The organism is Colwellia sp. 12G3 (assembly GCF_002836775.1).
In the GTDB taxonomy this organism is placed as follows: domain Bacteria; phylum Pseudomonadota; class Gammaproteobacteria; order Enterobacterales; family Alteromonadaceae; genus Colwellia.
In genome coordinates this window covers 621,117-644,389 of sequence record NZ_PJAQ01000068.1, presented here as the reverse complement: position 1 = coordinate 644,389, position 23,273 = coordinate 621,117, and the positions used below count along the sequence as shown (strand labels likewise).

Here is a 23,273-nt window from a genome sequence, read left to right as displayed (position 1 = left end):
TAATAAAAGCTACTGAACAAATTAACCGAAATAGAGTCCTATGAGTTTAACACTACTATACCGTGGAAAGAACGTCAGATTTTCAATGCGATTAACTAAATTGCATTGGTTATCCGCGGTGTTTGCCTTTGCGCTAATTTCAGGGCTAGTTGTTCATCTACTTGTTAGTAATAAATTGCAACCTAATGGCGAAAAATACCAAGTTTTAGCACAAGTTAACTCAGCACCAATACATGTTGAAGATCAAAAAATTACCGCCTTAACTATCAAGCTAGCCGAATTACAAAGCCAAGTGTTGCGTTTAAATGCGCTAGGTGAACGCTTAGCAGATGACGCTAACATTCCAGCAAAAGAATTTAACTTCAATCAGCTACCCGTTAGTGGTGGCCCTGTATCGAATACCTTTTTAGTCAATGATAAAACACTAGAACAACTCTTTATTGAAATCGAGCATTTTGAAAGTAAGATAAATTATGAAGAAAAACAACTACAAATGCTTGAATCTTTAAACTTTGGTCACCATATACAAAATAATGGTTACTTATCGGGTCGACCAATAGTCAAAGGCTGGTTATCCTCTTACTATGGCGTTCGTAAAGACCCCTTTAATGGTAAACCAACCATGCACAAAGGTGTCGATTTTGCAGGCAAAGAAGATACCGCCATTATTGCTACTGCTTCTGGAGTTATCACATGGGCAAGTAAGCGTTATGGTTATGGAAATCTAATTGAAATTAATCATGGTGATGGCTTAATTACACGCTATGGTCATAATAAAAATTTACTGGTAAATGTCGGTGATGTCGTAAATAAAGGGCAAAAGATTGCACGTATGGGTAGTACCGGCCGCTCCACTGGGCCACATGTTCATTATGAAATTTTACGAAATAATAAGCAAATTGACCCAATTAAGTTTGTTTATCGCAAAGGGAAGTAGCCAGCTAAAACGTTAAGCGGTTATAATAATAAATTCAAGAATGGTGGCAATTATAGCCACTAATAATTCTCACTAAATGGTTTAAATAAGATGTTTGGAAGTTTGTTAACAAAAATATTTGGTAGTCGAAATGATAGATTACTAAAACAAATGGGCAAAGAAGTAAATAAAATCAACGCACTTGAACCTGTTTTAGAAGCGTTAAGTGATGAAGAATTAAAAGCCAAAACGAGTGAGTTTAAAGAGCGATTTAGTCAAGGTGAAACGGTAGAGCAATTATTAGCAGAAGCTTTTGCTGTAGTTAGGGAAGCGAGTAAACGTGTCTTTGGTATGCGTCATTTCGATGTGCAAATGATTGGCGGCATGGTACTTAATGACGGCAAAATTGCTGAAATGCGTACTGGTGAAGGTAAAACCCTAACGGCAACTTTACCATCATATCTTAATGCGCTAACCGGTAAAGGTGTGCATGTTATTACCGTGAATGATTACCTAGCTACGCGTGATGCAGATTGGAGTCGTCCTTTATTTGAATTTCTTGGGATGACTGTAGGTTGTAACGTTGCTGGTATGACAACTGAAGGTAAGCAAGCTGCTTATCAATCAGATATCACTTACGGTACTAATAACGAATTTGGTTTTGATTATTTACGTGACAATATGGTGTTCTCTCCACAAGAACGCTCTCAAAAACCACTACATTTTGCAATTATTGATGAAGTAGATTCAATCTTAATTGATGAAGCTAGAACACCGCTTATTATTTCAGGTCAAGCTGAAGATAGTTCAGCATTATATAAAATCATTAATACCCTAGTGCCAACGCTTGAACAGCAAGAAGAAGAAGATAAAGAAGGTGAAGAGAGCACGGGTGACTTCACTATTGATGAAAAAGCTAAACAAGTATATCTAACAGAGCGTGGTCAAATTCATATTGAAGAGATCATGGTAGAAAAAGAGTTATTAACAGAAGGCGACACTTTATTTTCAGCCGCTAATATAACCTTATTGCACCATGTTATGGCCGCACTTCGTGCACATAAGTTATTTCATAAAGATGTCGATTATATTGTTAAAGATGACGAAATAGTTATTGTTGATGAACACACCGGTCGTACGATGGAAGGACGTCGTTGGTCTGAAGGTCTTCATCAAGCAGTTGAAGCGAAAGAAGGCGTTAATATTCAAAATGAAAACCAAACACTCGCTTCTATAACTTTCCAAAACTATTTCAGAATTTATGAAAAGCTATCCGGTATGACGGGTACTGCGGATACTGAAGCTTTCGAGTTCAATCACATTTATGGTCTAGAGACTGTTATCATTCCTACTAATCAACCAATGATTCGTAAGGACATGGCTGATTTGATTTACTTAACAACAGACGAAAAATTTGAAGCTATTCTTGCTGACATTCAAGATTGCGTGAAGCGAGGACAACCAGTACTTGTGGGTACTATTGCTATCGAAACTTCGGAATTCTTATCTGACTTCTTGAAAAAAGAAAAAATTAAACACAAAGTGCTTAATGCTAAGTTCCACCAACAGGAAGCCGAAATTGTTGCTGATGCTGGTAAAGAAAACGCCGTTACTATCGCTACCAATATGGCAGGTCGTGGTACGGATATCGTTTTAGGTGGTAATTTAGATGCGATTATCGCTAAATTAACAAACCCTACTGAAGATGATATAGCGAAAGCTAAAGCGCAGTGGAAAATTGACCATGATCGTGTACTTGAGTTAGGTGGCTTGCATATAGTCGCAACAGAAAGACATGAGTCTAGACGTATCGATAATCAACTTCGTGGCCGTTCGGGACGTCAAGGTGATGAAGGTTCTACCCGTTTTTACTTATCAATGGAAGATTCATTGATGCGTATATTTGCCTCTGAACGTATTTCTAATATGATGCGTAAGTTAGGTATGGAACACGGTGAAGCGATTGAACACCCTTGGGTGACTCGTAGTATTGAGAATGCTCAGCGCAAAGTTGAAGGTCGTAACTTTGATATGCGTAAGCAGTTACTAGAATATGATGACGTTGCTAATGATCAACGTGGTGTTATCTACGAGCAACGTAATGAATTACTTGATAATGATGAAATTGGCGAAGTCGTTAGTGCTATTCGTGGTGATGTGATTAATGGAGTTATTGATCAGCACATTCCACGACAATCATTAGACGAAATGTGGGATGTTCAGGGCCTTGAAGAACAATTAAAAGGTGACTATTCAACAGAGTTACCTATCGCAAAATGGCTTGAAGAAGACAGTAAACTTCATGAAGAAAGCTTACGCGAAAAGATCATTACTGAATTTGAACAAGCTTATAAAGATAAAGAAGAAGCTGTTGGTCCTGATGTTTTACGCCAGTTTGAAAAAGCAGTCATGTTACAAAGCTTAGATTCGCATTGGAAAGAACATTTATCAGCGATGGATCACCTTCGTCAAGGTATCGGACTGCGTGCTCATGCACAAAAAAATCCAAAGCAAGAATTTAAGCGTGAATCTTTTGAGTTGTTTACAGAAATGTTAGATAACTTGAAATATGATGTTGTGGGCATTTTATCTAAAGTACAAATTCGTGCTGAGTCAGATGTTGAAGCGGTTGAAGAGCAACATCGAAAGTCTGAAGAAATTCCTATGGATTTTCAACATCAATCGGCATCAAGCCCTAGTGAGCAAGCTCAATCTCCTCGCGTAGGTCGAAATGAGCCTTGCCCGTGTGGTTCAGGTAAGAAATATAAACAATGTCATGGCAAGTTAGCTTAATAGCTAAACTTGTTATCAATAAAAGCCAGTCAATAGACTGGCTTTTTTATTATATACAGTAGAGAAATTATGAATAAAGTTGTTCACGTTGCGGTAGGGGTTATTACAAGATGTTGTGAAGAAGAAGGTACTCTCTATTTCTTAACTAAGCGATTGCAAGAGGCTCATCAGGGAGGAAAATGGGAGTTTCCAGGTGGTAAGGTGGAAAAAGATGAAACGGTTGCTCAAGCGCTCGCTAGAGAGCTTAAAGAGGAAGTGGCGATTGATGTCTTATCTTGCCAGCCGTTAATTAAAATTGAACATACTTACCTAGCTAAAGAAGGAAGTGGAAAGGCTGATAAAAGTGTCTGTTTAGAGGTTTTTATTGTTGATAACTTTATTGGTGAGCCCAGTGCACAAGAAGGACAAGGTCAAGGTTGGTATACATTGAATGACTTTGAGACGTTAGATTTTCCAGAGGCTAACAAAGCTATTATCGACAAGCTCTTAGAAAAACACTTCTAGCAGGCTTTTTCTAGTGCAGGTAACGTTATTCTGGTTCAACAAAAAACTTATTATTAAGTAAAAACTCATCTTCCATTGCATCTAACATCTCTTCTGATAAAACAGTGTCTACTTGAATGTTTTGGCTGATTTTGTGTCCTTCGTCAGCCCATTCTCCTAGATCAATAAGTTGGCATCGTTTACTGCAGAAAGGTCGATATTCGCTACTTTCTTGCCAGACAACAGCTGTTTTACATTGAGGACAGGGAACTTTTAAGGTCATGGGTTTATTTTATTTAAAGGGTGAAGTGATACTAATTATACACGAAATTTTAGGCGATGGAATAATTAGCCTGCTTTCAATAATGTTAGCAACGCGCTAATTGAAACACCGTTGCTTGGTTGGCATAGCGTCTACCTGTATGTTGGCAAGGTAGCATAAAACGTATCGAGTATCGGAATTTGTTACCACTTATTGTTGGGTAATATGCAGCATCTTTAGCTAACTTTATTCGCAATAATAAAAGCCCTTCACCATTATCTTGGTAAAAGCCACTATCAGCTTCAATAGTTTCAAACTCAGCGCGTAGACGGATGAATTTGAGCACAAGGGCTAGTGCAGAGGATATATCACTCAGTAAATTTAGCCATTGCTGTATTTCTAGTCTAATTTTCTCTTCATCTTGATGAAGCCAGAAATGTAATTGTGGTAGATCAAAGCTTGAGCTTCCCCCTTGAATGGCAAAACGTTGTTTCAAACAGGAGAGCAATTTATCTTCTTTAAGTTGCATCCAAGTAGGGCGGGAAATTCTAAGGTGACTAACTAATTTAACCGTCTCAGTTAGATTTTTCTCAAGGGCGCTAGTATCAACATCAGGAGCTTTGGACCAAACAACGAGGTTTTGTTCTAGTTTTTCTAAGTCTTTAATTAAATCACCACGCACATCGTTACGCTCTAAAGTATCTAAAATAGAAAATAACGCATTAAAAAATACTTGATGACTCGTCTTTATGCTGATGTCTCCACTAAGGCATGAATATGCCTGAGCGAATAGTTGCTCAATTTTTAAATAATTTCGTATGCGCTCATTGAGCGGATGTTCATATAAGACCGTAGACATACAACGTTTTGAAACCTGTTAACCTGAAGTGTAAATAAATAATGGATTATTTTATTGTTGATTTTTAAACCATTTTTGTCAAGGCTAAATACTTTTTATCCAATGATATAACCATTTTTTTGACTTCAGCTAGGTTAGTCGTGTCGTTGTTAATAACATCATCGGCAACGCTAAGTCTTTTAGTTCGATTTGTTTGACTCGCTAATATCGCTTTAACTTCTTGTAATGAAGTACCATCTCTTTGCATGGTTCTCTCTAATTGGGTGCTTTCATTAACATCAACTACCAATACTTGATTGACAAGAGGCAGTAAATTATTTTCAATCAATAAAGGGGCAACTAAAATACAATAAGGGCTCTTCGCCTTATTAGTTTGCTCGATAAGATGACTTCGGATTAAAGGGTGTAAAAGGTTATTCAACCAAAGTTTGTCGTCATTATTGGAAAATATACGACTACGCAATAATGCTCGGTTAAGTTGACCGTCGGCTTGTATATAATCATCACCAAAGTGTTGAGCTATTGCTTTTAATGCAGGGCTGTTAATCGCTACTACTTCTCTAGCGATGATATCAGCATCAATAATATCAACACCTAATTCTGCAAAGTAATTAGTAACTGTAGTCTTACCGCTACCTATGCCGCCAGTAAGACCAATAACTAGTTTAGACATGATTAAAAAAACTCAGACATATTGAGAGTAACTTATAACTTAACTTGTGAATCAAAGAATATTTTGTAAGTACCATGACCAAATGCCCTCACCCCATAATAGCGTGATCCAACCCGCTACTGCTAAATAGGGTCCAAAAGGAATGCCTTGTTCTCTTTGATGGTTTTTAAATAACACTAAAGTAATGCCAACAATTGCGCCAACTACCGATGCCATTAAAATGAGTAACGGCAACAATTGCCAACCGAGCCAGGCTCCAAAAACAGCAAATAACTTAAAGTCACCAAAGCCCATGCCTTCCTTGCCTGTAAAGAGTTTAAATAGCCAAAAGACAGAGTACAGGCTCATATAACCAACGGCTGCGCCAATAACGGCATCGGTTAAAGGCACAAAAGTTCCATTTATGTTTATCAATAAACCTAACCATAACAATGGCAAGGTGATTTGATCGGGCAGTAACATATGGTCAAAATCAATCATAGTGAGTGAAATCAAACACCAAGTTAATAATAAAACCCAAAATGTCGTTATTGTAGGACCAAAATGATAGGCAACAACAAGGCTTAGCAGCATTGTTGACAGCTCAACTAAAGGATAGCGAGCAGATATTTTATTTGTACACTGGCTACATTTTCCCTTTAGTACTAACCAACTCAGTAAAGGAATGTTTTCGTAAAATCGTATTTTATGACCACAATGTGGACAAGTAGAATCGGGTTTGGATAAAGTAATTTTTGTGAGTTCTTTTGCTTTAATATCGGCAACTTCATCGGCTAGAAACTCGCGGCAATCATGATACCAGCTATATTCCATTATTTTAGGGATGCGATAAATGACAACATTAAGAAAACTTCCTATAGCCAAAGATATAAAGCCCACAGTAATATAAAAGAAAGTCGGAAGTTGAATAAATAGTTGGGATAAGTTGTCGATAATCGATAATAAATTATTGTATAACAAAGTGGATTCCACGTTTAATACTGAAGTTATAAATGAATTGAACTTGAACTTGAACATTAAAAGAGAAGTAGCAAAAGATATTGCTGCTTCACTTTTTAGATAGGTTTATACAATTGCACCAATTTGAAATATTGGTAGATACATGGCGATAATTAAACCACCAATAACAACACCTAATACCGCCATAATCATTGGCTCTAACAGGGCAGTTAAACCATCAACAGCATCATCCACTTGTTGTTCATAGACATTAGCGACTTTAGAAAGCATATCATCAACAGCCCCTGATTCCTCGCCAATGGCAACCATTTGAATAACCATATCAGGGAATATATTACAGTTACGCATCGCTAAGTTCATTTGCATGCCTGAAGTCACTTCGGCGCGCACTTCTAGAATGGCATCACGGAATACCGCATTACCAGCAGCACCTGCCGCAGATTCTAGGGCATCTATAAGGTTAACCCCAGCAGCAAAGGTGGTTGATAATGTACGGGCATAGCGGGCAACGGCGGCTTTTTCTAACAAATCACCAATAACGGGTAACTTTAAAATATTCTTATCGACATTATCACGTAGCTTTTGACTGTTTCTATGCGCTCGTTTAAACAAGAAAAATGCTATGTAGAATGCAGCTAAGCCAAAATACCAATAAGCTTGCATAAACTCTGATAGAGCAATTACCATTAAAGTAAATGCAGGTAATTCAGCACCAAAACCAGCAAATATGTCTTGAAAAACCGGCACAACAAAAATAAGGAGAATTGAAGTTACAATAAAAGCAATGACTAATACCGCTATAGGATAAACCATGGCTTTTTTAATTTTACTTTTTAACGCCTCCGCTTTTTCCTTATAAGTAGCGATACGACCATAAATGGTTTCTAAGGCACCTGATTGCTCGCCGGATGCAACTAAATCACAATAGAGATCGTCAAAATAAATGGGATGATCACGTAGACAGTCTGATAACGGGATACCAGAGGATAATTTAATGGCAATATCAGCCAGAAGCTTGCGCATATTGCCGTTATTATGACCCTTACCTATCATTTCAATAGTCTGCACCAAAGGTACACCAGCACCTAGCATGGTAGCAATTTGCCTGGTGAGAACCGCAATGTCCATAGGTGTTATCGGTTTATCGCCACCAAGACCGAATAAAGGCTTAGCTTTTTTCTTAACTCGGCTGGGTGTTATACCCTGCTTACGCAGTTGAGTTTTTAGTTCGTTAATGCTATTCGCGGAAAGTTCTCCGCTAATTTTTTTTCCTTTACGATTAACCCCAGCCCATATAAATATATCCGGCTCTTTTATTTTTATTTTATCTTTAGCTGATTTTTTTTTATTTGTGATAGCCATAGGTAACCTTGATTCATGAATCACACTATTATTGCTCTATATTTAAGCAGATAAAGTGTAGATATTAAATATATAAATATAGTTAAGTGTAAATATTCGTTAAGTATAGGTAAGTTAACTGAATTTACCCTTAAGCGCTAGTGACACGGTTAATTTCGGCCAAACTTGTCATGCCGCTCATTGCTTTTATTAAACCGGATTGACGAAGGTTGTTATAACCTTCTTTTTGACACTGCTTTGCTATATCAAGCGAGTTACCGCCTTCCATAATGATCGAAGCTATAGTTGGGCTAATTTTAATTACTTCATAAATACCAACACGCCCTTTGTAGCCTCCTGTGCAGTGAGAACAGCCTACCGGTTTAAATAGCTTTATTTCACTTAACTTATCTGCGGGAAAACCTTGCTCGGCTAATTGCATTTCGGATAAAAGTTCTTCTTCTTTACATTGTGGGCACAAACGCCTGGCAAGTCGCTGAGCAATAATAATCGATACAGAGCTTGCTACATTATAAGAAGGCACTCCCATGTTCAGCAAACGAGTAAGAGTTTCTGCTGCAGAGTTAGTGTGCAGTGTTGATAGAACCAAGTGACCGGTTTGTGCTGCTTTTATCGAAATCTCAGCGGTTTCTAAATCTCGAATCTCACCCACCATGACTATATCAGGATCTTGGCGTAAGAATGAACGTAACGCACTGGGGAATGTCAAACCTGCACGATTATTAATTTGGACTTGGTTAATGCCCTCAAGGTTAATTTCGACCGGATCTTCTGCTGTAGATATATTACGTTCTTGTGTGTTTAATATATTTAAACCGGTATACAGGGACACCGTTTTTCCTGAGCCTGTTGGGCCAGTAACTAAAATCATTCCTTGGGGTTGCTCAAGTGCTTCCATGTATATTTTTTTCTGAGCGGGTTCATAACCCAGCATATCAATGCCCAACATAGCACTTGATGAATCTAGTATACGCATAACTACTTTTTCACCCCACATGGTGGGTAAAGTACTTACTCGAAAATCAATTGACTTTTTCTTAGATAATGCCAGCTTTATCCTGCCATCTTGTGGTACACGTCTCTCGGCAATGTCCAACTTAGACATAACCTTTAAGCGTGCTGCCATTCTTGATGCTAAGCTTACTGGTGGTCTAGCTATCTCACTTAAAATTCCATCTATACGGAAGCGAATGCGAAATGATTTTTCATAGGGCTCAAAGTGTAAGTCGGAAGCACCTTTTTTTATCGCATCGAGTAATATTTTATTAATAAAAACAACAATAGGTGCATCGTCTTCGCTATTGGTATTGTCTTCCTCTTTTTTGGACTCTGCGACATCTATCCCTGCTAACTCGTCAGCATCAATATCACTGATGTTTAGGGCATCACTTTCATCTTCAAGCACTTTTTCAATACAGGTTTGCAGGCTTTTCTCATCACATAAAACTAACTCTGTGCTATAGCCAGTATTAAATTGAATCTCTTCAAGTGCATCTAAATTAGTCGGGTCTGACATGGCAACAAATAGCACTTTACCACGTAAAAATAGTGGGAGAGCATTGTGCTTAGATATTAATTTCTCATTTCGTATACCTTCAGGAACAAGGGTCGTATCGAAGTTGCTAAGTTGTATTTGAGGGTAACCAAAACTTTTAGAGAGTATTTTGGCGATACTCGTACCATCAATGCTTTTATTTTCAACTAAAAAACGTATAAAGGGTTTATTCTTACCAATAAATTCAGCAGTGATGTCATCGATAGACTCCAAAGAAATAAGATTTTGCTTTGATAATGCAGATAACACACTGGATTGCTGATGACTTCCTTTCATAACGTTTGAAGATAACCTTTTGGAAAAATTATAATTGTTTTTTGTTTAATAAATTCAGTGTAACTGATAAAAGCATAAAAGCATAAAGAGATTTAAACACATCTTTCATCTTTCATCTTTCATAGCAGGACTCCATTATAGATTGGTGGATAATTCAGGTAATATTAACTGATAAGGCAATACATTGGTTGTTGTTGTTGTTGTTGTTGTTGTTGTAGGTGCTGCCCGTGCTATCTTATTGATAAGTTAGTATTTCTTCCCAGAAAAAAGGAACTGGGTCAATTGTTTCAGATAGTAGTTGAATTTTCTTACCTTCTATTTCTTCGATCGAACTATTCATTAAACTCCCAACAGCCTCAAATATACTGTCACTATTAGGCAATATACTTTGACATAAGCCTCTTCTTTCAAGTTCTTGCAAATATCCTATTTTTTTGGAAAAAGTAGATATTCTTAATGACGGAATCCCGAGGATGGCTGCTTCGGCGATCATGGTTTGGCTATCAGCAATACAGGCATTTGAGAAGGCTAATATGTGGTGCATATCTCCTGCTTCAATTTTTAATTGATATCTAGAAAACTCTGGTGATATATCTTTTTCAGAAGATATATAGACTTGGTATTCATTTCCAATCATTTTGATTATTGTACGCAGTAAATCTGCAGAGATACCTTCGGCGGTAACATCGTGATGCGCTTCCAAAGATGATAATCTAATAATGACATAAGGCTGTAATTCCCTCATATTTAAATTAGATAATACTTTGTTTAAATCTTTTGTAAATCGGTTGGGGTGGAGGTAGAAAAGTTCATGAAAAGAGGGATAGAAAACAGCCTTGGATTCAAATTTAACCATTCTTGTCCAGTTCGTGCATAGAACCTTATTCGCAAATGGATAACTTGTATAAGCAATCAACGGAACAATATCTGCGTCATCATCATTAAATGAAATATTCGGTTGATTTAATATCCAGGCAGCGATATTCACAGCGCCATACTTCGATAACCAGATATCAATTTTATTTTTTTTTGAAAACAATAAAAATTTAAAAATATTTAAAGCTAACTCAAAAGCATTACCTATTATGCCCCTTTGGGCTTTTGAAACTAAAGTATATGGTATCTCGAAGCTATCGATAAGTTTCTTTGTGACATCTTTATCTCTGATAAACCATTGAATTTCAACATCCGAAGGAGCAGTGTCATATAAAGCTTTCATCATCCAAAACTGAGATGGATGAGCAGGAAAAAAACCTACTTTTATCATTTGCTTTGTCCTTGTTTGCAAATAAAGGCTAATGTAACATTACATAACTCACTAAACAAAAGGGTCACTCGGGAGATGATAGCAGCAGAAATAGCAACGTCTGTATTGATACCAAAAGTTGTAAGCAGGACTACAATAGCTGCTTCTCTTACGCCTATGCCACCTGGGACTATTAATGCTAACTGACCTACTATTCCGCTAATATATAATGCAAGAACAGCTTGATAAAGACTAATAGAGTTTTCGCTTAATCCTACCTTTATGATTAAATAAAAAGATAATCCGTGGAGTAACATAGCAGGGAGGATAAATCTTAATTTATCAGTAACCTCTTTTGGAGAATAAAAGAACTGTTCTGTTATTTTTGGAAAAACCATTAATATGGGCTTGATAAAATAAAGTCCGAGGAACAATAGTAATAATGGCAGCACAAACCAAATGAAGGATGTTGATGTCGCAAGGTAAATTATTACTAGAAAAAGTATGGGTAGCAATATTAGAATAAACTCGCTAATTGATGCTGAAATACCTATCTTTATTGGACTTTTTTGTAATTTATTTCTTATGTAGTAACCCGCGACCTTGCCGGGTATGTAACGGTAGATTCGGCCAACGGACCAGGCCCAATAAGAGGTAGAGAAATTGATGGTTTCATCTAAGTGATAGTTTATTTTAAACCATAACCGGGCGTTAAATAGGCCAGCAAATATACTAAGTACAGTAGAAATAGCTAGGATTTCAACTTTTGTGCTTTTAAGTTGCTCTTCTATCATTACGGGGTTTGCATACCAAACTGATAATAAGTAGCCAAGTGCAACTAACAAAGTTGTCACACCAAATAATGATTGAATTAGATTTTTTTTGTTCATCAGTTAAACCATAGCTTTAGTCGCTATAGCTATGGTTTGATGACATAAAAAGCGCGGAAAGGGAATAAGGCCGTATTTGGGAATAGGAAAGCCAGCGGAGTATAATTTTATACCGGTAAACCCTTTTATTTCTAACATCCGGATTAACCAGCGTTGTGGGAAAAGCATAACGTGATCTTTTGTGTAAAAGTATTTTCGATTAAGTGTCATTGTTAACAATACTTCTATTATTGAATGAGGATTTGGTGTTGAAATGGCTAGAATACCACCGGGTTTTAAAGCTTGGTTACATTGCTGCAAAAAATGCATAGGGTCAAGTAAGTGCTCTAAAATCTCACCAGCAACAATGGCATCAAAAGTCTTTTGCATCTTAATGACATCATCTAAACTCCCTTTGATAAATGTGGAGTAATTAAGTGGGAGTTCAGCCTGATTCAAGTCCAAGCCAGTCACCGTATTATTCTTTAAAAATTTATTTGGTAGCTGTGCACATCCTATGTCTAATACTGAATTACAGGTATTTACTTTTTTAGCGAGTATTCTTAATCGATAGTCTTCATTTGATGTAATTGGCAATTTTATTTACCTTATAGGTATTTAGCTATAATTATTCTGTGTTTTTATACATCAGCGCTGTAATTTGTTCCGAAACAAGACCTACCATGAAAATAGTAAGTGCTGTAGTAAACATCAAAGCGCTCATATTTGTGAATCGTCCATCAGTTAAAAATGTATAAGCGTAATATCCCATGCCAGTTAAAGCCACGGTAAAAGAAATTGGAAAAAATAACTTCAAAGGAGAATACAGTGTGCCAACTTTGAAAATGATTAATAAAAAGCGAATACCATCTTTGACTATATTAATATGGCTATTACTTTCATCTAACCGTTGTTTTGCATTAATCGGCTCATAAGCTACCGAATAACCAGCGCGAAAAAACGCCATGGTTGAGGTCGTTGGATAAGAAAAGCCATTGGGCAATAAAGATAAAAACTTACGAAATTTTTCAGCATTTACTGCGCGAAAGCCTGAAGTTAAATCTTCAATTTTATGGCCTGTCATATAACTGGCAAATTTATTATAAAATTTGTTAGCAAGACTACGTGCAAGACTTGCTTGTGAACCTTTTTGTCTTGCACCTACAACTAGGTCATAACCTTGATGAAGTTTAGCTAACAAACGTGGTATATCGTCAGGGTTGTGTTGACCATCGCCATCCATAAAAACAATTACATCCCCAGTGGCTGCACGAGCACCAGTTTTTATTGCTGCGCCATTACCTTTACTGTAATGATGAGTGATTACTTCTGCACCAGCGTTTTGTGCAACTTGTGCGGTATTATCAGTTGAACCATCGTTAACAACAATAACTTCGACACTACCATTAATAGGCAAGTGAATAAGTTTGGTTACAACAGCGCCAATAGATACTTGTTCATCTTTTGCAGGGATAACAATTGATAGTTTAATCTTCATTTTTATTTCTTTTGACGGTTGTTAAATATTGCATTTTGGGTCAGACCTTAAATATAATAAATAATATTAGTTACAAGTGAAAGGTGTCAGCTTGGTCATTAATATAACAGAAAGTAATTGTTTGCTAGTCAAAACTTATATTTTATATTGCATTAATGTTTTAAGTTACTTTTTAATGTATTCGTCACCCGTTCAAATAATACCAGACACTGCTGCAACTCTATATTGGCCAATATTGGATTTAATGGCAATGTTTTACATATTCGATTGTTAACAAAATCATTGGCTTCGTCATATCTTTTTGCCGCTAATAACATGGCAACCAACTCATTAGCAATGAGTTGGTCTTGTTGGTCATTCCATGCTAAATATAACAATCGAATAGCTTCTTCACGATTCCTTTCATTTAACGCGATACTGTACAAATTTTGAATGTAAGGGGATTTCTTATTGTAAGCGGAATCCGGCAAATGTAGTAGTTCTGTATTAAGCTTCTTGACGTCTTCAACCGTCAACGAAGTGCATACTTTATCATTAATTAACTTATGTACTTGGGCCAATATTGGTGCAACAGCGTTAGCCTTTCTCGCTGTATGAGCGAGAGTTAACAATTTTTGATAATGCACATTGGTTCGCTTATCTTCTTTGGCAAAACAGGAAAATAGCAAAGCTTGGGCACGTGAATGAATACAGTCAGTGCAATCCTCTACTTGTTTTTCAATTACTTGCCAGGCGCTTTTTGGTTCTTGTCGGTTGAAGTATTTATATGCAAGATCAGCAGCTGCTCTTTGAGAACCCTTTTGCTCTATAAACCAAGCACGTGATGCATTAAAAGGGTCACCCCATAGCTGTGTTGTCATGCTTAAATTGAAAACTAAATATAACCAATATATTGAAAATAATACTACGCTGAGTTTTTTATAGTGTTTTGGTATTTTCATGAAGACAAACACCAGTGCCAAGCAAGGGCCGAATAAAGCAACATAATTACGATGTTCAAAATATAACTCAAGATTAATGACACTTGACTCTAATAAGTGAGCAGAGATAAACCATAAAACAGCGAAAGAAAACAAAGGGTATCTATGTCTTAAAGTAATGGCACTGATAAGTGTTGTAAAAAATAATACGATGGACACTATTGCATTATTTGAATCAAGCAAATTTTTAACGTGGGGATAATTATCATGATAAGGGTTGAAAGCTGTAATATCAGGAATAAAGGCTAATGAAATATATTCCAATAATATTTTTGGCTGTGTGATTACACGTTCTAACAGGGTGAAATCGCGGCCCTGTAAAATGCTATTATGATTAAAGCTAGAGTAGGCTAAATAAATTAATATGATAAGTAAACCTAGTGCGCAAGCATACACACGTAGCTTTCGTCGATGATCAATACCTTTAACTGTGTTTAGCAGGGTTAACTCTAATACCAAGACAAATATGGGTAAAAGGATGCCATTTTCTTTGCTGAACATGGCTAATAAAGTAAAGATAAACAACCCAGTAATTTGTAACTTTAAGCCATCATTATTTTTAATCTTTATGTTTAGACTTTGCTTATGTAAACCATATAAATAAAGCAATAAACCGGCGAAAACAAACAAAGCAGATAAGCCAGTCATACGTTGAATTGCAATGAGGGAACTAGATACATGTATTGGTAATACCAGCCACAATGCTGATGTAGCTAAAGCGAGCCAATAATTGCTACCCTGTCGACCTCGGTACAATAGTGCAATGAAATAAGTCAGTCCAAAAACTAATACACCGTTTATGGCATGTAATATAATATTAAAAAGGAAAAAAGCACTAATATCACCTGTAGAGCTAGCAGTAGGCCAATCAGCGGCATTAAACAAAAAAGTTAGCATGGAAACCGAGCGGCCAAGTGGGCCTGAGGTTTCTGAAAAAAGATAAACTAAAGCTGAATTTACATCAGAAACTTTGCTTAGAGCACTAAGTGGACGTATGTCATCATAGTACAAAGCACCATTAATACCTGGAAGATAAATAATAATGATAAAAATAAATAGAGAAAGTAGTAGCGCGTAGTGGTGATAATTTTTTTTCATTAGGTCATTGCTTAGGTAAAAGTAAAATATCAATAAGTTTCAGGTCGTTATTAAATACTAATAGCCCATGGCGATTTTTACCCGCAAGTAGTTTAAAAATATAATTTTCATTGTATTGCTCTTTAACATCAGCGGGTAACTTTTGATAAGGAAATTGGCTGCCTTTCATTGATTTTTTACTGATCAGTTTAAATCTTTCAGGGGAATATAATAACGGGCGTTTACTTGTTGTAGTATGACTAGGTAAATCTGAATTTACTACCATGGCGTAATATATGCCTTGGTATTTTGGTAACCGCTGCTTGGCTATTAATTGTAATTTTGCTATTTCTTTTTTTGCCACTAAATTAAAAACGCCATCTAAATGTACTATTGCGTAGGTTCTCTCTTGCTCTATTTGAGTGAGGCCATAACCAAGGGCACTAATCTGTATCACAAGGATAACTGACATATCTAATGTTAAATCACGAATAGATTTTTTTGATGAAACTAACAGCAGTGTAAGTAGGGGGCCGAGGGTAATATCGACAGTCGCTAATATCAATAAAGCGAACCAAGTGCCATCTATTTGTAAAAAAGGCGCTGGAAACCAAAGGAACTGACAAAACAAAGCAATAATAGCTACTACAATCACGCTGCTAGTGATATGCCAAGAGAAGTATTTCCGTTTTAAACTATCCATACATTATTTTATTTAGTGTTTTATTTATTTTTTTAAATAAAAAAGCTCCCGAAGGAGCTTTAAAAAATGTTATAAATAAACTCAATTTAGCATGGTTCCTGCTTATTTATGACACGATACTTTGATTAACACATACCTTTTGCTTCACAAGTTCCAGATACTGTCCAAATAATTGATGTGGTTGATGCATCAACCGCGGCTGTTAATATATATGTTGCATCATCAACACTTGGTTGACCAGTCATGGTGATAACACCACCTGCCATGGTTGCAGATAGGACATGAGTACCTGAAATTGCACCAGCATCGTTGTTAACTGGTATGCCATAGTTGGCAGCAGTTAGATCGGCTTTAACCAGTGGAACTGCGGCACCACCTACTATTTTTTGTTTTGTTTGAGCTGCAACTTCAGCGCCTGTTTTATAAATAGAAGAAGCAAGAACTACTTCAGTAAATTTAGCTTTTTTTACATAAGTTTGATAAGCAGGTAAGGCAACCGCTGCCAAAATACCGATAATCGCTACAACGATCATTAATTCAATTAAAGTAAAACCTTTCTGTGCGCTTTTTTTCATTTGTTGTAAGTTTTTCATAATTTATATTCCATTTTGTTTTTACGGGGGCTGACTTCATACTGCGACAAAAAATCTCAAATGTAAAACTTTGTTGCAACTTTTTTTTGTTTTTATTATTGCTTAACCACTGAACGATTATTTTATAACCCATTATTAACTAAAGATTAACTTTTTATGAAAATTTAACCTTGAATTAACGCAAGCAACCTAAGTTGTTTTAATTTCAATGTCAATATGTCGCCGATGAGCAACAGCATTACAATTGTTAGCAGAGAATTAAAGTTAATAGTTGTAAGGCCGATAATTAACAAGCAGCCTTTATTAACACCTTTAAAGTACTTATACGGCCATTTAGATCTCTTAAACAAGCGATAACATTATTTACTTCTTACTTTAGCACTTTACTAGAGACATACTTTTATATCTCGTATTTTATATAAGTAGTCAGGCAGCTATCAGCTGTAATCAGTTACTAACTATTTACTGCTTCAGTTCAATAAAAATCATGATAAATAGTCATAATGGTATTGATTAGAAAAAATTAACGCTTTATTAGCGGAATATAGGTGATCTTTGTTGACTCTTTCTGTATAATCCGCGCTCCCTACGTTACAAAAGCCTATTGTTTTGTGGATTATACTTACTTTTAAGTTTTTACTTTTAAGTGAATTCCCTATAAACAGTGGCGCTGGGCTCGATGCTCGAAGGGGCAATGGCGTAGTCCATTTAACCGGCAATTAAAAATTATTTTTATATTGTCATTTAAGTAACAATTTTAAGATTGGGTTTTTTAATGAAAACTTTTGTAGCAAAACCAGCAAGCGTACAACGCGAATGGTTCTTAGTGGACGCCGAAGATAAAACTTTAGGTCGTATCGCTACCGAAATCGCAAGCCGTTTACGCGGTAAGCATAAAGTAGAATATACACCTCACGTAGATACTGGCGATTATATCGTTGTTATTAACGCTGAGAAAGTACGTGTAACAGGTAACAAAGCGAAAGGTAAAATTTACTACTCGCATACTGAGTTCCCTGGTGGCCTTAAGCAAATTAGCTTTGAAAAGTTAATTGAAAAAGCGCCAACACGCGTTCTTGAATTTGCAGTAAAAGGCATGTTACCTAAAGGTCCTTTAGGTCGTGAAATGTTCCGCAAATTAAAAGTATATGCAGGCCCTGAGCATGCACATACAGCACAACAACCACAACTTTTGGAGCTTTAAGCAATGGCTGATAATCAATATTACGGTACTGGTCGTCGCAAGAGCTCAACTGCTCGTGTGTTTATGAAAGCTGGTAACGGTGCAATCACAATTAATAAACGTGACATTTCTACGTACTTCGGTCGTGAAACTGCTCGTATGGTTGTTCGTCAACCATTAGAGTTAGTTGGAATGTTAGAAAAGTTTGACTTTAACATCTCTGTAGTTGGTGGTGGTATTTCTGGTCAAGCTGGCGCGATTCGTCACGGCATTACTCGTGCATTAATGGTTTTTGATGAAACTTTACGTGGTGAACTACGTAAAGCTGGATTCGTTACTCGTGATGCGCGTAAAGTTGAGCGTAAGAAAGTGGGCTTACATAAAGCACGTAAGAAACCACAATTCTCAAAACGCTAATTTTCGTTATGTTCAGCATTTATGCTGCGTTGTTATCATTATTCGTCCCAGTCATTTAGTAAATCTAAATTCAGGGACTCATAATTCAACGCCTTGCCTAAATGCAGATCATTTAGAAAATGCAATGTGTATACCTTTTTATCTAATGATAGGGTATACATTTAAAAAACCGACCTTGTGTCGGTTTTTTTGTTTCTAATTTTCCTTCATCAAAACTTTACATTGCATTTAAAGTGGTCTAAGTAAGCTTTATTTATTCTATTTCAAAGTATTTCAAATTATTTCTGCTTTTACAGTGCCTAAGCCCCTTTTTACCTTGTAAAAAACACGCTATTTCTTTATGATCGTAAAAATTTTTTTGTCGATATACCGCTTGGTATGAATTTGATCTAACAAAAACAAACGCTGTGCTTACTGATTGTTATAAATTTAGCGCTTAGTGAGTCATAAAAATAATTGTTTTGTTAGTGTCTTAGTTGGAGAGTATGAATGAGCAATGTGCCTGTGAATAACGGCCGCAGACGCTTCCTAACGGCTGCTACTGCAGTTGTTGGTGGTGCTGGTGTGGTTGGGGCTGCTGTGCCTTTTATTGCTTCCTGGAATCCAAGTGCTCGCGCGAAAGCAGCGGGTGCTCCAGTTGAAGTTAATATAGGCAAAATACAGCCTGGTCAATTAATCCGCGCAGAATGGCGTGGTAAACCCGTTTATGTAGTACGCCGAACGGAAAAAACAGTTAGTGATTTAGCTAAACACGATGACCAGTTACGTGATCCTAATTCTGAAAAAGCTCAACAACCTGTCTATGCAACTAATGCCTATCGTTCAATTAAACCTGAATTCTTAGTTGCTTTAGGTGTTTGTACTCACTTAGGTTGTGCTCCTACTCATCATGGTGGTGATTTCGACCAATTCGTTGAAGGTGTTCCAAATGGCTTCTTCTGTCCATGTCATGGTAGTAAATTTGATATGGCTGGTCGTGTATTCCAAGGCGTTCCTGCACCATTAAACTTAGTGGTTCCAGAGCATTCTTTTATCAATGATGACACTTTACTTATCGGTGTTGCTCAAGGAGAAGCGTAATGTTAATGAAACTATTTACCGACTTTATGGGTTGGATAGACAAACGTTTACCTGTGACTGATGCTTGGAATAAACATTTAGCTCAGTATCCGGCACCAAAAAACTTTAACTTTTGGTACTTCTTTGGTTCTTTAGCCATGTTAGTACTTGTTAACCAAATCCTTACGGGTATCTGGTTAACAATGAACTATGAACCCTCTGGCGAGGGTGCCTTTGCATCTATTGAATACATCATGCGTGATGTCGACTTCGGTTGGTTATTACGTTATATGCATTCAACGGGGGCATCAGCCTTCTTCGTCGTGGTATATATGCACATGATGCGCGGCCTAATGTATGGTTCGTACCAAAAACCTCGTGAATTACTATGGATCTTCGGTATGTTGATCTTCTTAGTATTAATGGCTGAAGCCTTCATGGGTTACTTATTACCATGGGGTAATATGTCTTACTGGGGCGCACAAGTAATTATTTCCTTGTTTGGTGCCGTTCCTATTATTGGTGATGATTTAACACTTTGGATCCGTGGTGATTATGTCATTTCAGGTGCAACGTTAAACCGTTTCTTCGCATTGCACGTAATTGCGATGCCACTGGTATTAGTTATTTTAGTATTCTTACATATTCTTGCTTTACATGAAGTAGGTTCAAATAACCCTGAAGGTGTAGACATTAAAAAGCCTAAAGGTAGTGTGAAACCTGAAGAATTAAGTAAGTTTACTTTCCATAAACAATACAGTGAAAAATACGATATTGTTGATGCAGTTCCTTTCCATCCTTATTACTCTGTAAAAGATATTATGGGTGTTGCCGGATTCTTATTCTTATTCTGTTGGGTAATGTTCTTTGCGCCTGAGGGCGGTGGTTACTTTATGGAAGCACCAAACTTTACTCCTGCAAATGGTTTGAAAACTCCTGAGCATATTGCACCAGTATGGTATTTTGGTCCTTTCTACACAATTTTACGTGTTGTTCCTGATAAGTTATTAGGCGCAGTTGCTATGTTTGGCGCTATCGTGATGTTATTTGCATTACCTTGGTTTGACCGTGGCACAGTTAAATCTGTTCGCTATCGTTCAAAATTACATTTAGTTAACTTAATTCAATTTGCTATTTGTTTTGTTGTTCTTGGTGCTTTAGGTACTATGCCTGCAACACCAACCGCTAATTTAATTGGTGTAATTGCTAGTTTTGGTTATTTTGGTTTCTTTATTGCTTTGTGGTTCTATAGCAAAAACGAAAATACTAAACCAGTTCCAGATAGGATTGCAGACTAATGAAAAAATTAATTATTGCCGCTACTGTCGGCATACTTTTCAGCGTAACGGCACTTGTGTCGTTAACTGCTGTGGCTTCAGGGCCAAGTATTCAATTAGATAAAGCTAACAATGATTTATCGGATAAAGAGTCTTTGAAAAAGGGCTTTAAAACGTATATTAATTATTGTTTAGGTTGTCATCAGTTACAGTACCAACGTTACAATCGTACTTTTAGTGATTTAGGCATTGAAGAAGCTGACGGTGTTGCTAACTATATGTATTCTGGTGACAAAATTGGTGGTCATATTCTAAACTCTATGCCAGAAAAAGAAGCGGCAAAATGGTTTGGTAGCGCGCCACCTGATTTAACATTAGAAGCGCGTTTACGTAGCCCTGATTGGATCTATACTTACTTACGTTCTTTTCATATTGATGAATCACGCCCATTTGGCGTGAACAATACAGTATTTAAAGATGTTGGTATGCCGCATGTGTTACAAAACTTACAAGGTGTTAGTACTTTAACGGTAAGTAAACAGCTTGACGACCACGGCAAAGAGCACGAAGTATCTAGCTTATCACCAGCAATGGGTGGTAGTTTAACTGCTGAAGAGTATGATGTAGTAGTACGTGACTTAACAAACTTCTTAGAATATGTTGGCGAGCCAAATAAACTTGAGCGTAAAGCGCTTGGTTACTGGGTGTTAGCTTTCTTATTCTTCTTCTTTATTATTTCTTATTTCCTTAAGAAAGAATATTGGAAAGACGTACACTAAGTTATTAATGCAATAAATTTCAGGGGGATTTGATAGTCAAATATCGAATTCCCCTTTGTTAGTTTTTAAGTAAACGATTTTAGGAGGCTTTATGGCCGTAGCAGCAAATAAACGCTCTGTGATGACGTTGTTCTCTCATGCCGATGATATGTATAGTCATCAGACACGCATTGTTCTAGCAGAAAAAGGTGTTGGTGTTGACATCAACTTAGTTGATTTAGCTAACTTGCCTGAAGACCTATTGGACTTGAATCCATATGGTACAGTACCAACTTTAATTGATCGTGAATTAGCGTTATATGAAGCTAAAATCATTGTTGAATATTTAGATGAACGTTTCCCTCATCCACCATTGATGCCAGTATATCCGGTGGCACGTGGTCGTAGCCGTTTATTGATGCATCGCATGGAACAAGATTGGTATAGTCTTACTAAAATAATTATGACAGGTACTGCTGATAAAGCGGCTAAAGCTCGTCAAGAATTGAAAGATAGCTTGTTAAGTATTGCACCAATTTTAAACGAAGCGCCATACTTTATGAGCGAAGAGTACAGCTTAGTTGATTGCTATTTAGCTCCATTATTATGGCGTTTACCTGTATTTGGTATTGAATTGACTGGTCAAGGTTCAAAAGAACTTAAAACGTATATGTTGCGTGTGTTCGAACGTGAATCATTCCAAGCATCATTGACTGAAGAAGAGCGTGAATTACGTTTTGGTCACCCTGCATAATGAATGATGCAACACCTAGCTCAATGAGTTCGAATAAGCCTTATTTGGTTAAGGCTTTTTATGAGTGGATTTCGGACAATGACCTAACACCATACATCATGGTTGACGTTAATGTTTACGGTGTTTTAGTACCAATGAATTATGTCGCTGATGGCCAGATTGTGCTAAATGTTGCTAGTTCAGCAGTCGGCACTATCGCATTAGGTGATAAAACCATTGAGTTTAGTGCCCGTTTTGGCGGTAAATTAGAGCATATTACCGTACCTTATGGTGCTATAGCTGCTATCTATGCTAAAGAAAATGGTGCTGGGACATCATTGCCTATCGAACATCCTCTTGAAGATGATAATGAGATAGTTGATGTGATCCCTACAAAACCAAAGTCCACGTTAAGTAGTGTTGCTTCAACAGGTAGTGAGACAGAAAAGTCGAACAAACCTAAAGGAAAAAGTAAAGCCAGTTTGAAAATCATCAAATAATTTTAACTGCTTACGCAAAGTAAATAACAAAAAACCGGTAGATATCGTCGATATTTACCGGTTTTTTTTGTTCAATTTTCAATGTGTTATACCAATCCCATTAAGTTATTGCCCACTTGCACTGGTTAAAATAATCCAAGGCGGCGTTGCTCTCAATCCCAATAGCCAGCTATTGGTCAATCAAGCGCCTACCCTTGAATTGTTTTTCCTACGCACAACAAGATCACAAACTTAATGGAAC

The 23,273-nt window shown here is 36.8% G+C and carries 23 protein-coding genes; 10 read left to right on the top strand and 13 right to left on the bottom strand.

Annotated elements, in window-relative coordinates:
• Window positions 1-40: 40 nt before the first annotated feature.
• From CXF71_RS20425 to mutT, 3 genes are all read left to right on the top strand, one after another.
• Window positions 41-937: a M23 family metallopeptidase gene (locus CXF71_RS20425; protein ID WP_101234755.1), complete on the top strand. Its 897-nt coding sequence runs from the start codon at window positions 41-43 to the stop codon at window positions 935-937.
• Window positions 938-1,027: 90 nt separating this feature from the next.
• Window positions 1,028-3,709, top strand: a complete 2,682-nt coding sequence (gene secA, locus CXF71_RS20420) for a preprotein translocase subunit SecA (protein WP_101234754.1) — start codon at window positions 1,028-1,030, stop codon at window positions 3,707-3,709.
• 69 nt (window positions 3,710-3,778) lie between these two features.
• Window positions 3,779-4,213, top strand: coding sequence for an 8-oxo-dGTP diphosphatase MutT (gene mutT / locus CXF71_RS20415; protein ID WP_101234753.1), 435 nt, complete (start codon window positions 3,779-3,781; stop codon window positions 4,211-4,213).
• A 25-nt stretch (window positions 4,214-4,238) separates the two neighbouring features.
• On the opposite strand, the gene yacG is transcribed toward mutT, so the two are convergent.
• From yacG to CXF71_RS21860, 13 genes are all read right to left on the bottom strand, one after another.
• Window positions 4,239-4,475, bottom strand: coding sequence for a DNA gyrase inhibitor YacG (yacG, locus tag CXF71_RS20410; RefSeq protein ID WP_101234752.1), 237 nt, complete (start codon window positions 4,473-4,475; stop codon window positions 4,239-4,241).
• 85 nt (window positions 4,476-4,560) lie between these two features.
• Entirely contained in the window at window positions 4,561-5,313 is a 753-nt protein-coding gene (gene zapD / locus CXF71_RS20405; protein WP_101234751.1) for a cell division protein ZapD, read from the bottom strand.
• Window positions 5,314-5,377: 64 nt separating this feature from the next.
• A complete protein-coding gene (gene coaE / locus CXF71_RS20400) occupies window positions 5,378-5,986 on the bottom strand; it encodes a dephospho-CoA kinase (RefSeq protein WP_101234750.1) in 609 nt (202 codons plus the stop codon).
• A gap of 51 nt (window positions 5,987-6,037) precedes the next feature.
• Window positions 6,038-6,919 carry a prepilin peptidase gene (locus tag CXF71_RS20395; RefSeq protein WP_442871945.1) on the bottom strand — a complete coding sequence of 294 codons (882 nt, stop codon included), beginning with the start codon at window positions 6,917-6,919 and terminating at the stop codon, window positions 6,038-6,040.
• A gap of 132 nt (window positions 6,920-7,051) precedes the next feature.
• Window positions 7,052-8,308, bottom strand: a complete 1,257-nt coding sequence (locus CXF71_RS20390; RefSeq protein WP_101234748.1) for a type II secretion system F family protein — start codon at window positions 8,306-8,308, stop codon at window positions 7,052-7,054.
• Window positions 8,309-8,438: 130 nt separating this feature from the next.
• Complete coding sequence (gene pilB / locus CXF71_RS20385; protein WP_101234747.1) at window positions 8,439-10,139, bottom strand: type IV-A pilus assembly ATPase PilB; 1,701 nt, start codon at window positions 10,137-10,139, stop codon at window positions 8,439-8,441.
• Between the two features lie 235 nt (window positions 10,140-10,374).
• The gene (locus CXF71_RS20380; protein ID WP_101234746.1) at window positions 10,375-11,406 is read right to left on the bottom strand and encodes a hypothetical protein; all 1,032 of its coding nucleotides are present in this window, start codon (window positions 11,404-11,406) and stop codon (window positions 10,375-10,377) included.
• The gene (locus tag CXF71_RS20375) at window positions 11,403-12,275 is read right to left on the bottom strand and encodes a lysylphosphatidylglycerol synthase domain-containing protein (protein ID WP_101234745.1); all 873 of its coding nucleotides are present in this window, start codon (window positions 12,273-12,275) and stop codon (window positions 11,403-11,405) included. The genes CXF71_RS20380 and CXF71_RS20375 overlap by 4 nt, the downstream gene beginning before the upstream one ends.
• A 3-nt stretch (window positions 12,276-12,278) precedes the next feature.
• Window positions 12,279-12,851 (bottom strand): class I SAM-dependent methyltransferase, encoded by a 573-nt coding sequence (locus CXF71_RS20370; protein ID WP_157826808.1) that lies wholly within the window; start codon window positions 12,849-12,851, stop codon window positions 12,279-12,281.
• 31 nt (window positions 12,852-12,882) lie between these two features.
• A complete protein-coding gene (locus CXF71_RS20365; RefSeq protein ID WP_101234743.1) occupies window positions 12,883-13,752 on the bottom strand; it encodes a glycosyltransferase family 2 protein in 870 nt (289 codons plus the stop codon).
• A 152-nt stretch (window positions 13,753-13,904) separates the two neighbouring features.
• Window positions 13,905-15,830: a hypothetical protein gene (locus CXF71_RS20360; RefSeq protein ID WP_101234742.1), complete on the bottom strand. Its 1,926-nt coding sequence runs from the start codon at window positions 15,828-15,830 to the stop codon at window positions 13,905-13,907.
• Window positions 15,831-15,834: 4 nt separating this feature from the next.
• Complete coding sequence (locus CXF71_RS20355) at window positions 15,835-16,512, bottom strand: hypothetical protein (protein WP_157826807.1); 678 nt, start codon at window positions 16,510-16,512, stop codon at window positions 15,835-15,837.
• A 125-nt stretch (window positions 16,513-16,637) separates the two neighbouring features.
• A complete protein-coding gene (locus CXF71_RS21860; RefSeq protein WP_198559932.1) occupies window positions 16,638-17,087 on the bottom strand; it encodes a prepilin-type N-terminal cleavage/methylation domain-containing protein in 450 nt (149 codons plus the stop codon).
• A 793-nt stretch (window positions 17,088-17,880) separates the two neighbouring features.
• Between CXF71_RS21860 and rplM the strand changes: the two genes are divergently transcribed.
• The 7 genes from rplM (at window position 17,881) to CXF71_RS20320 (ending at window position 23,032) form a co-directional block, all read left to right on the top strand.
• A complete protein-coding gene (gene rplM / locus CXF71_RS21580; RefSeq protein ID WP_019027184.1) occupies window positions 17,881-18,309 on the top strand; it encodes a 50S ribosomal protein L13 in 429 nt (142 codons plus the stop codon).
• A 3-nt stretch (window positions 18,310-18,312) separates the two neighbouring features.
• Window positions 18,313-18,705 (top strand): 30S ribosomal protein S9, encoded by a 393-nt coding sequence (gene rpsI / locus CXF71_RS21575; RefSeq protein ID WP_198559926.1) that lies wholly within the window; start codon window positions 18,313-18,315, stop codon window positions 18,703-18,705.
• Window positions 18,706-19,194: 489 nt separating this feature from the next.
• The gene (gene petA / locus CXF71_RS20340; RefSeq protein WP_101234739.1) at window positions 19,195-19,785 is read left to right on the top strand and encodes a ubiquinol-cytochrome c reductase iron-sulfur subunit; all 591 of its coding nucleotides are present in this window, start codon (window positions 19,195-19,197) and stop codon (window positions 19,783-19,785) included.
• Window positions 19,785-21,062 carry a cytochrome b gene (locus CXF71_RS20335; RefSeq protein WP_198559925.1) on the top strand — a complete coding sequence of 426 codons (1,278 nt, stop codon included), beginning with the start codon at window positions 19,785-19,787 and terminating at the stop codon, window positions 21,060-21,062. Before petA ends, CXF71_RS20335 begins: the two co-directional genes overlap by 1 nt.
• The gene (locus CXF71_RS20330) at window positions 21,062-21,820 is read left to right on the top strand and encodes a cytochrome c1 (RefSeq protein ID WP_101234738.1); all 759 of its coding nucleotides are present in this window, start codon (window positions 21,062-21,064) and stop codon (window positions 21,818-21,820) included. Before CXF71_RS20335 ends, CXF71_RS20330 begins: the two co-directional genes overlap by 1 nt.
• 91 nt (window positions 21,821-21,911) lie before the next feature.
• A complete protein-coding gene (gene sspA / locus CXF71_RS20325) occupies window positions 21,912-22,553 on the top strand; it encodes a stringent starvation protein SspA (protein ID WP_101234737.1) in 642 nt (213 codons plus the stop codon).
• On the top strand, window positions 22,553-23,032 hold the full coding sequence (locus tag CXF71_RS20320; protein ID WP_101234736.1) for a ClpXP protease specificity-enhancing factor: 480 nt from the start codon (window positions 22,553-22,555) through the stop codon (window positions 23,030-23,032). Before sspA ends, CXF71_RS20320 begins: the two co-directional genes overlap by 1 nt.
• Window positions 23,033-23,273: the final 241 nt, after the last annotated feature.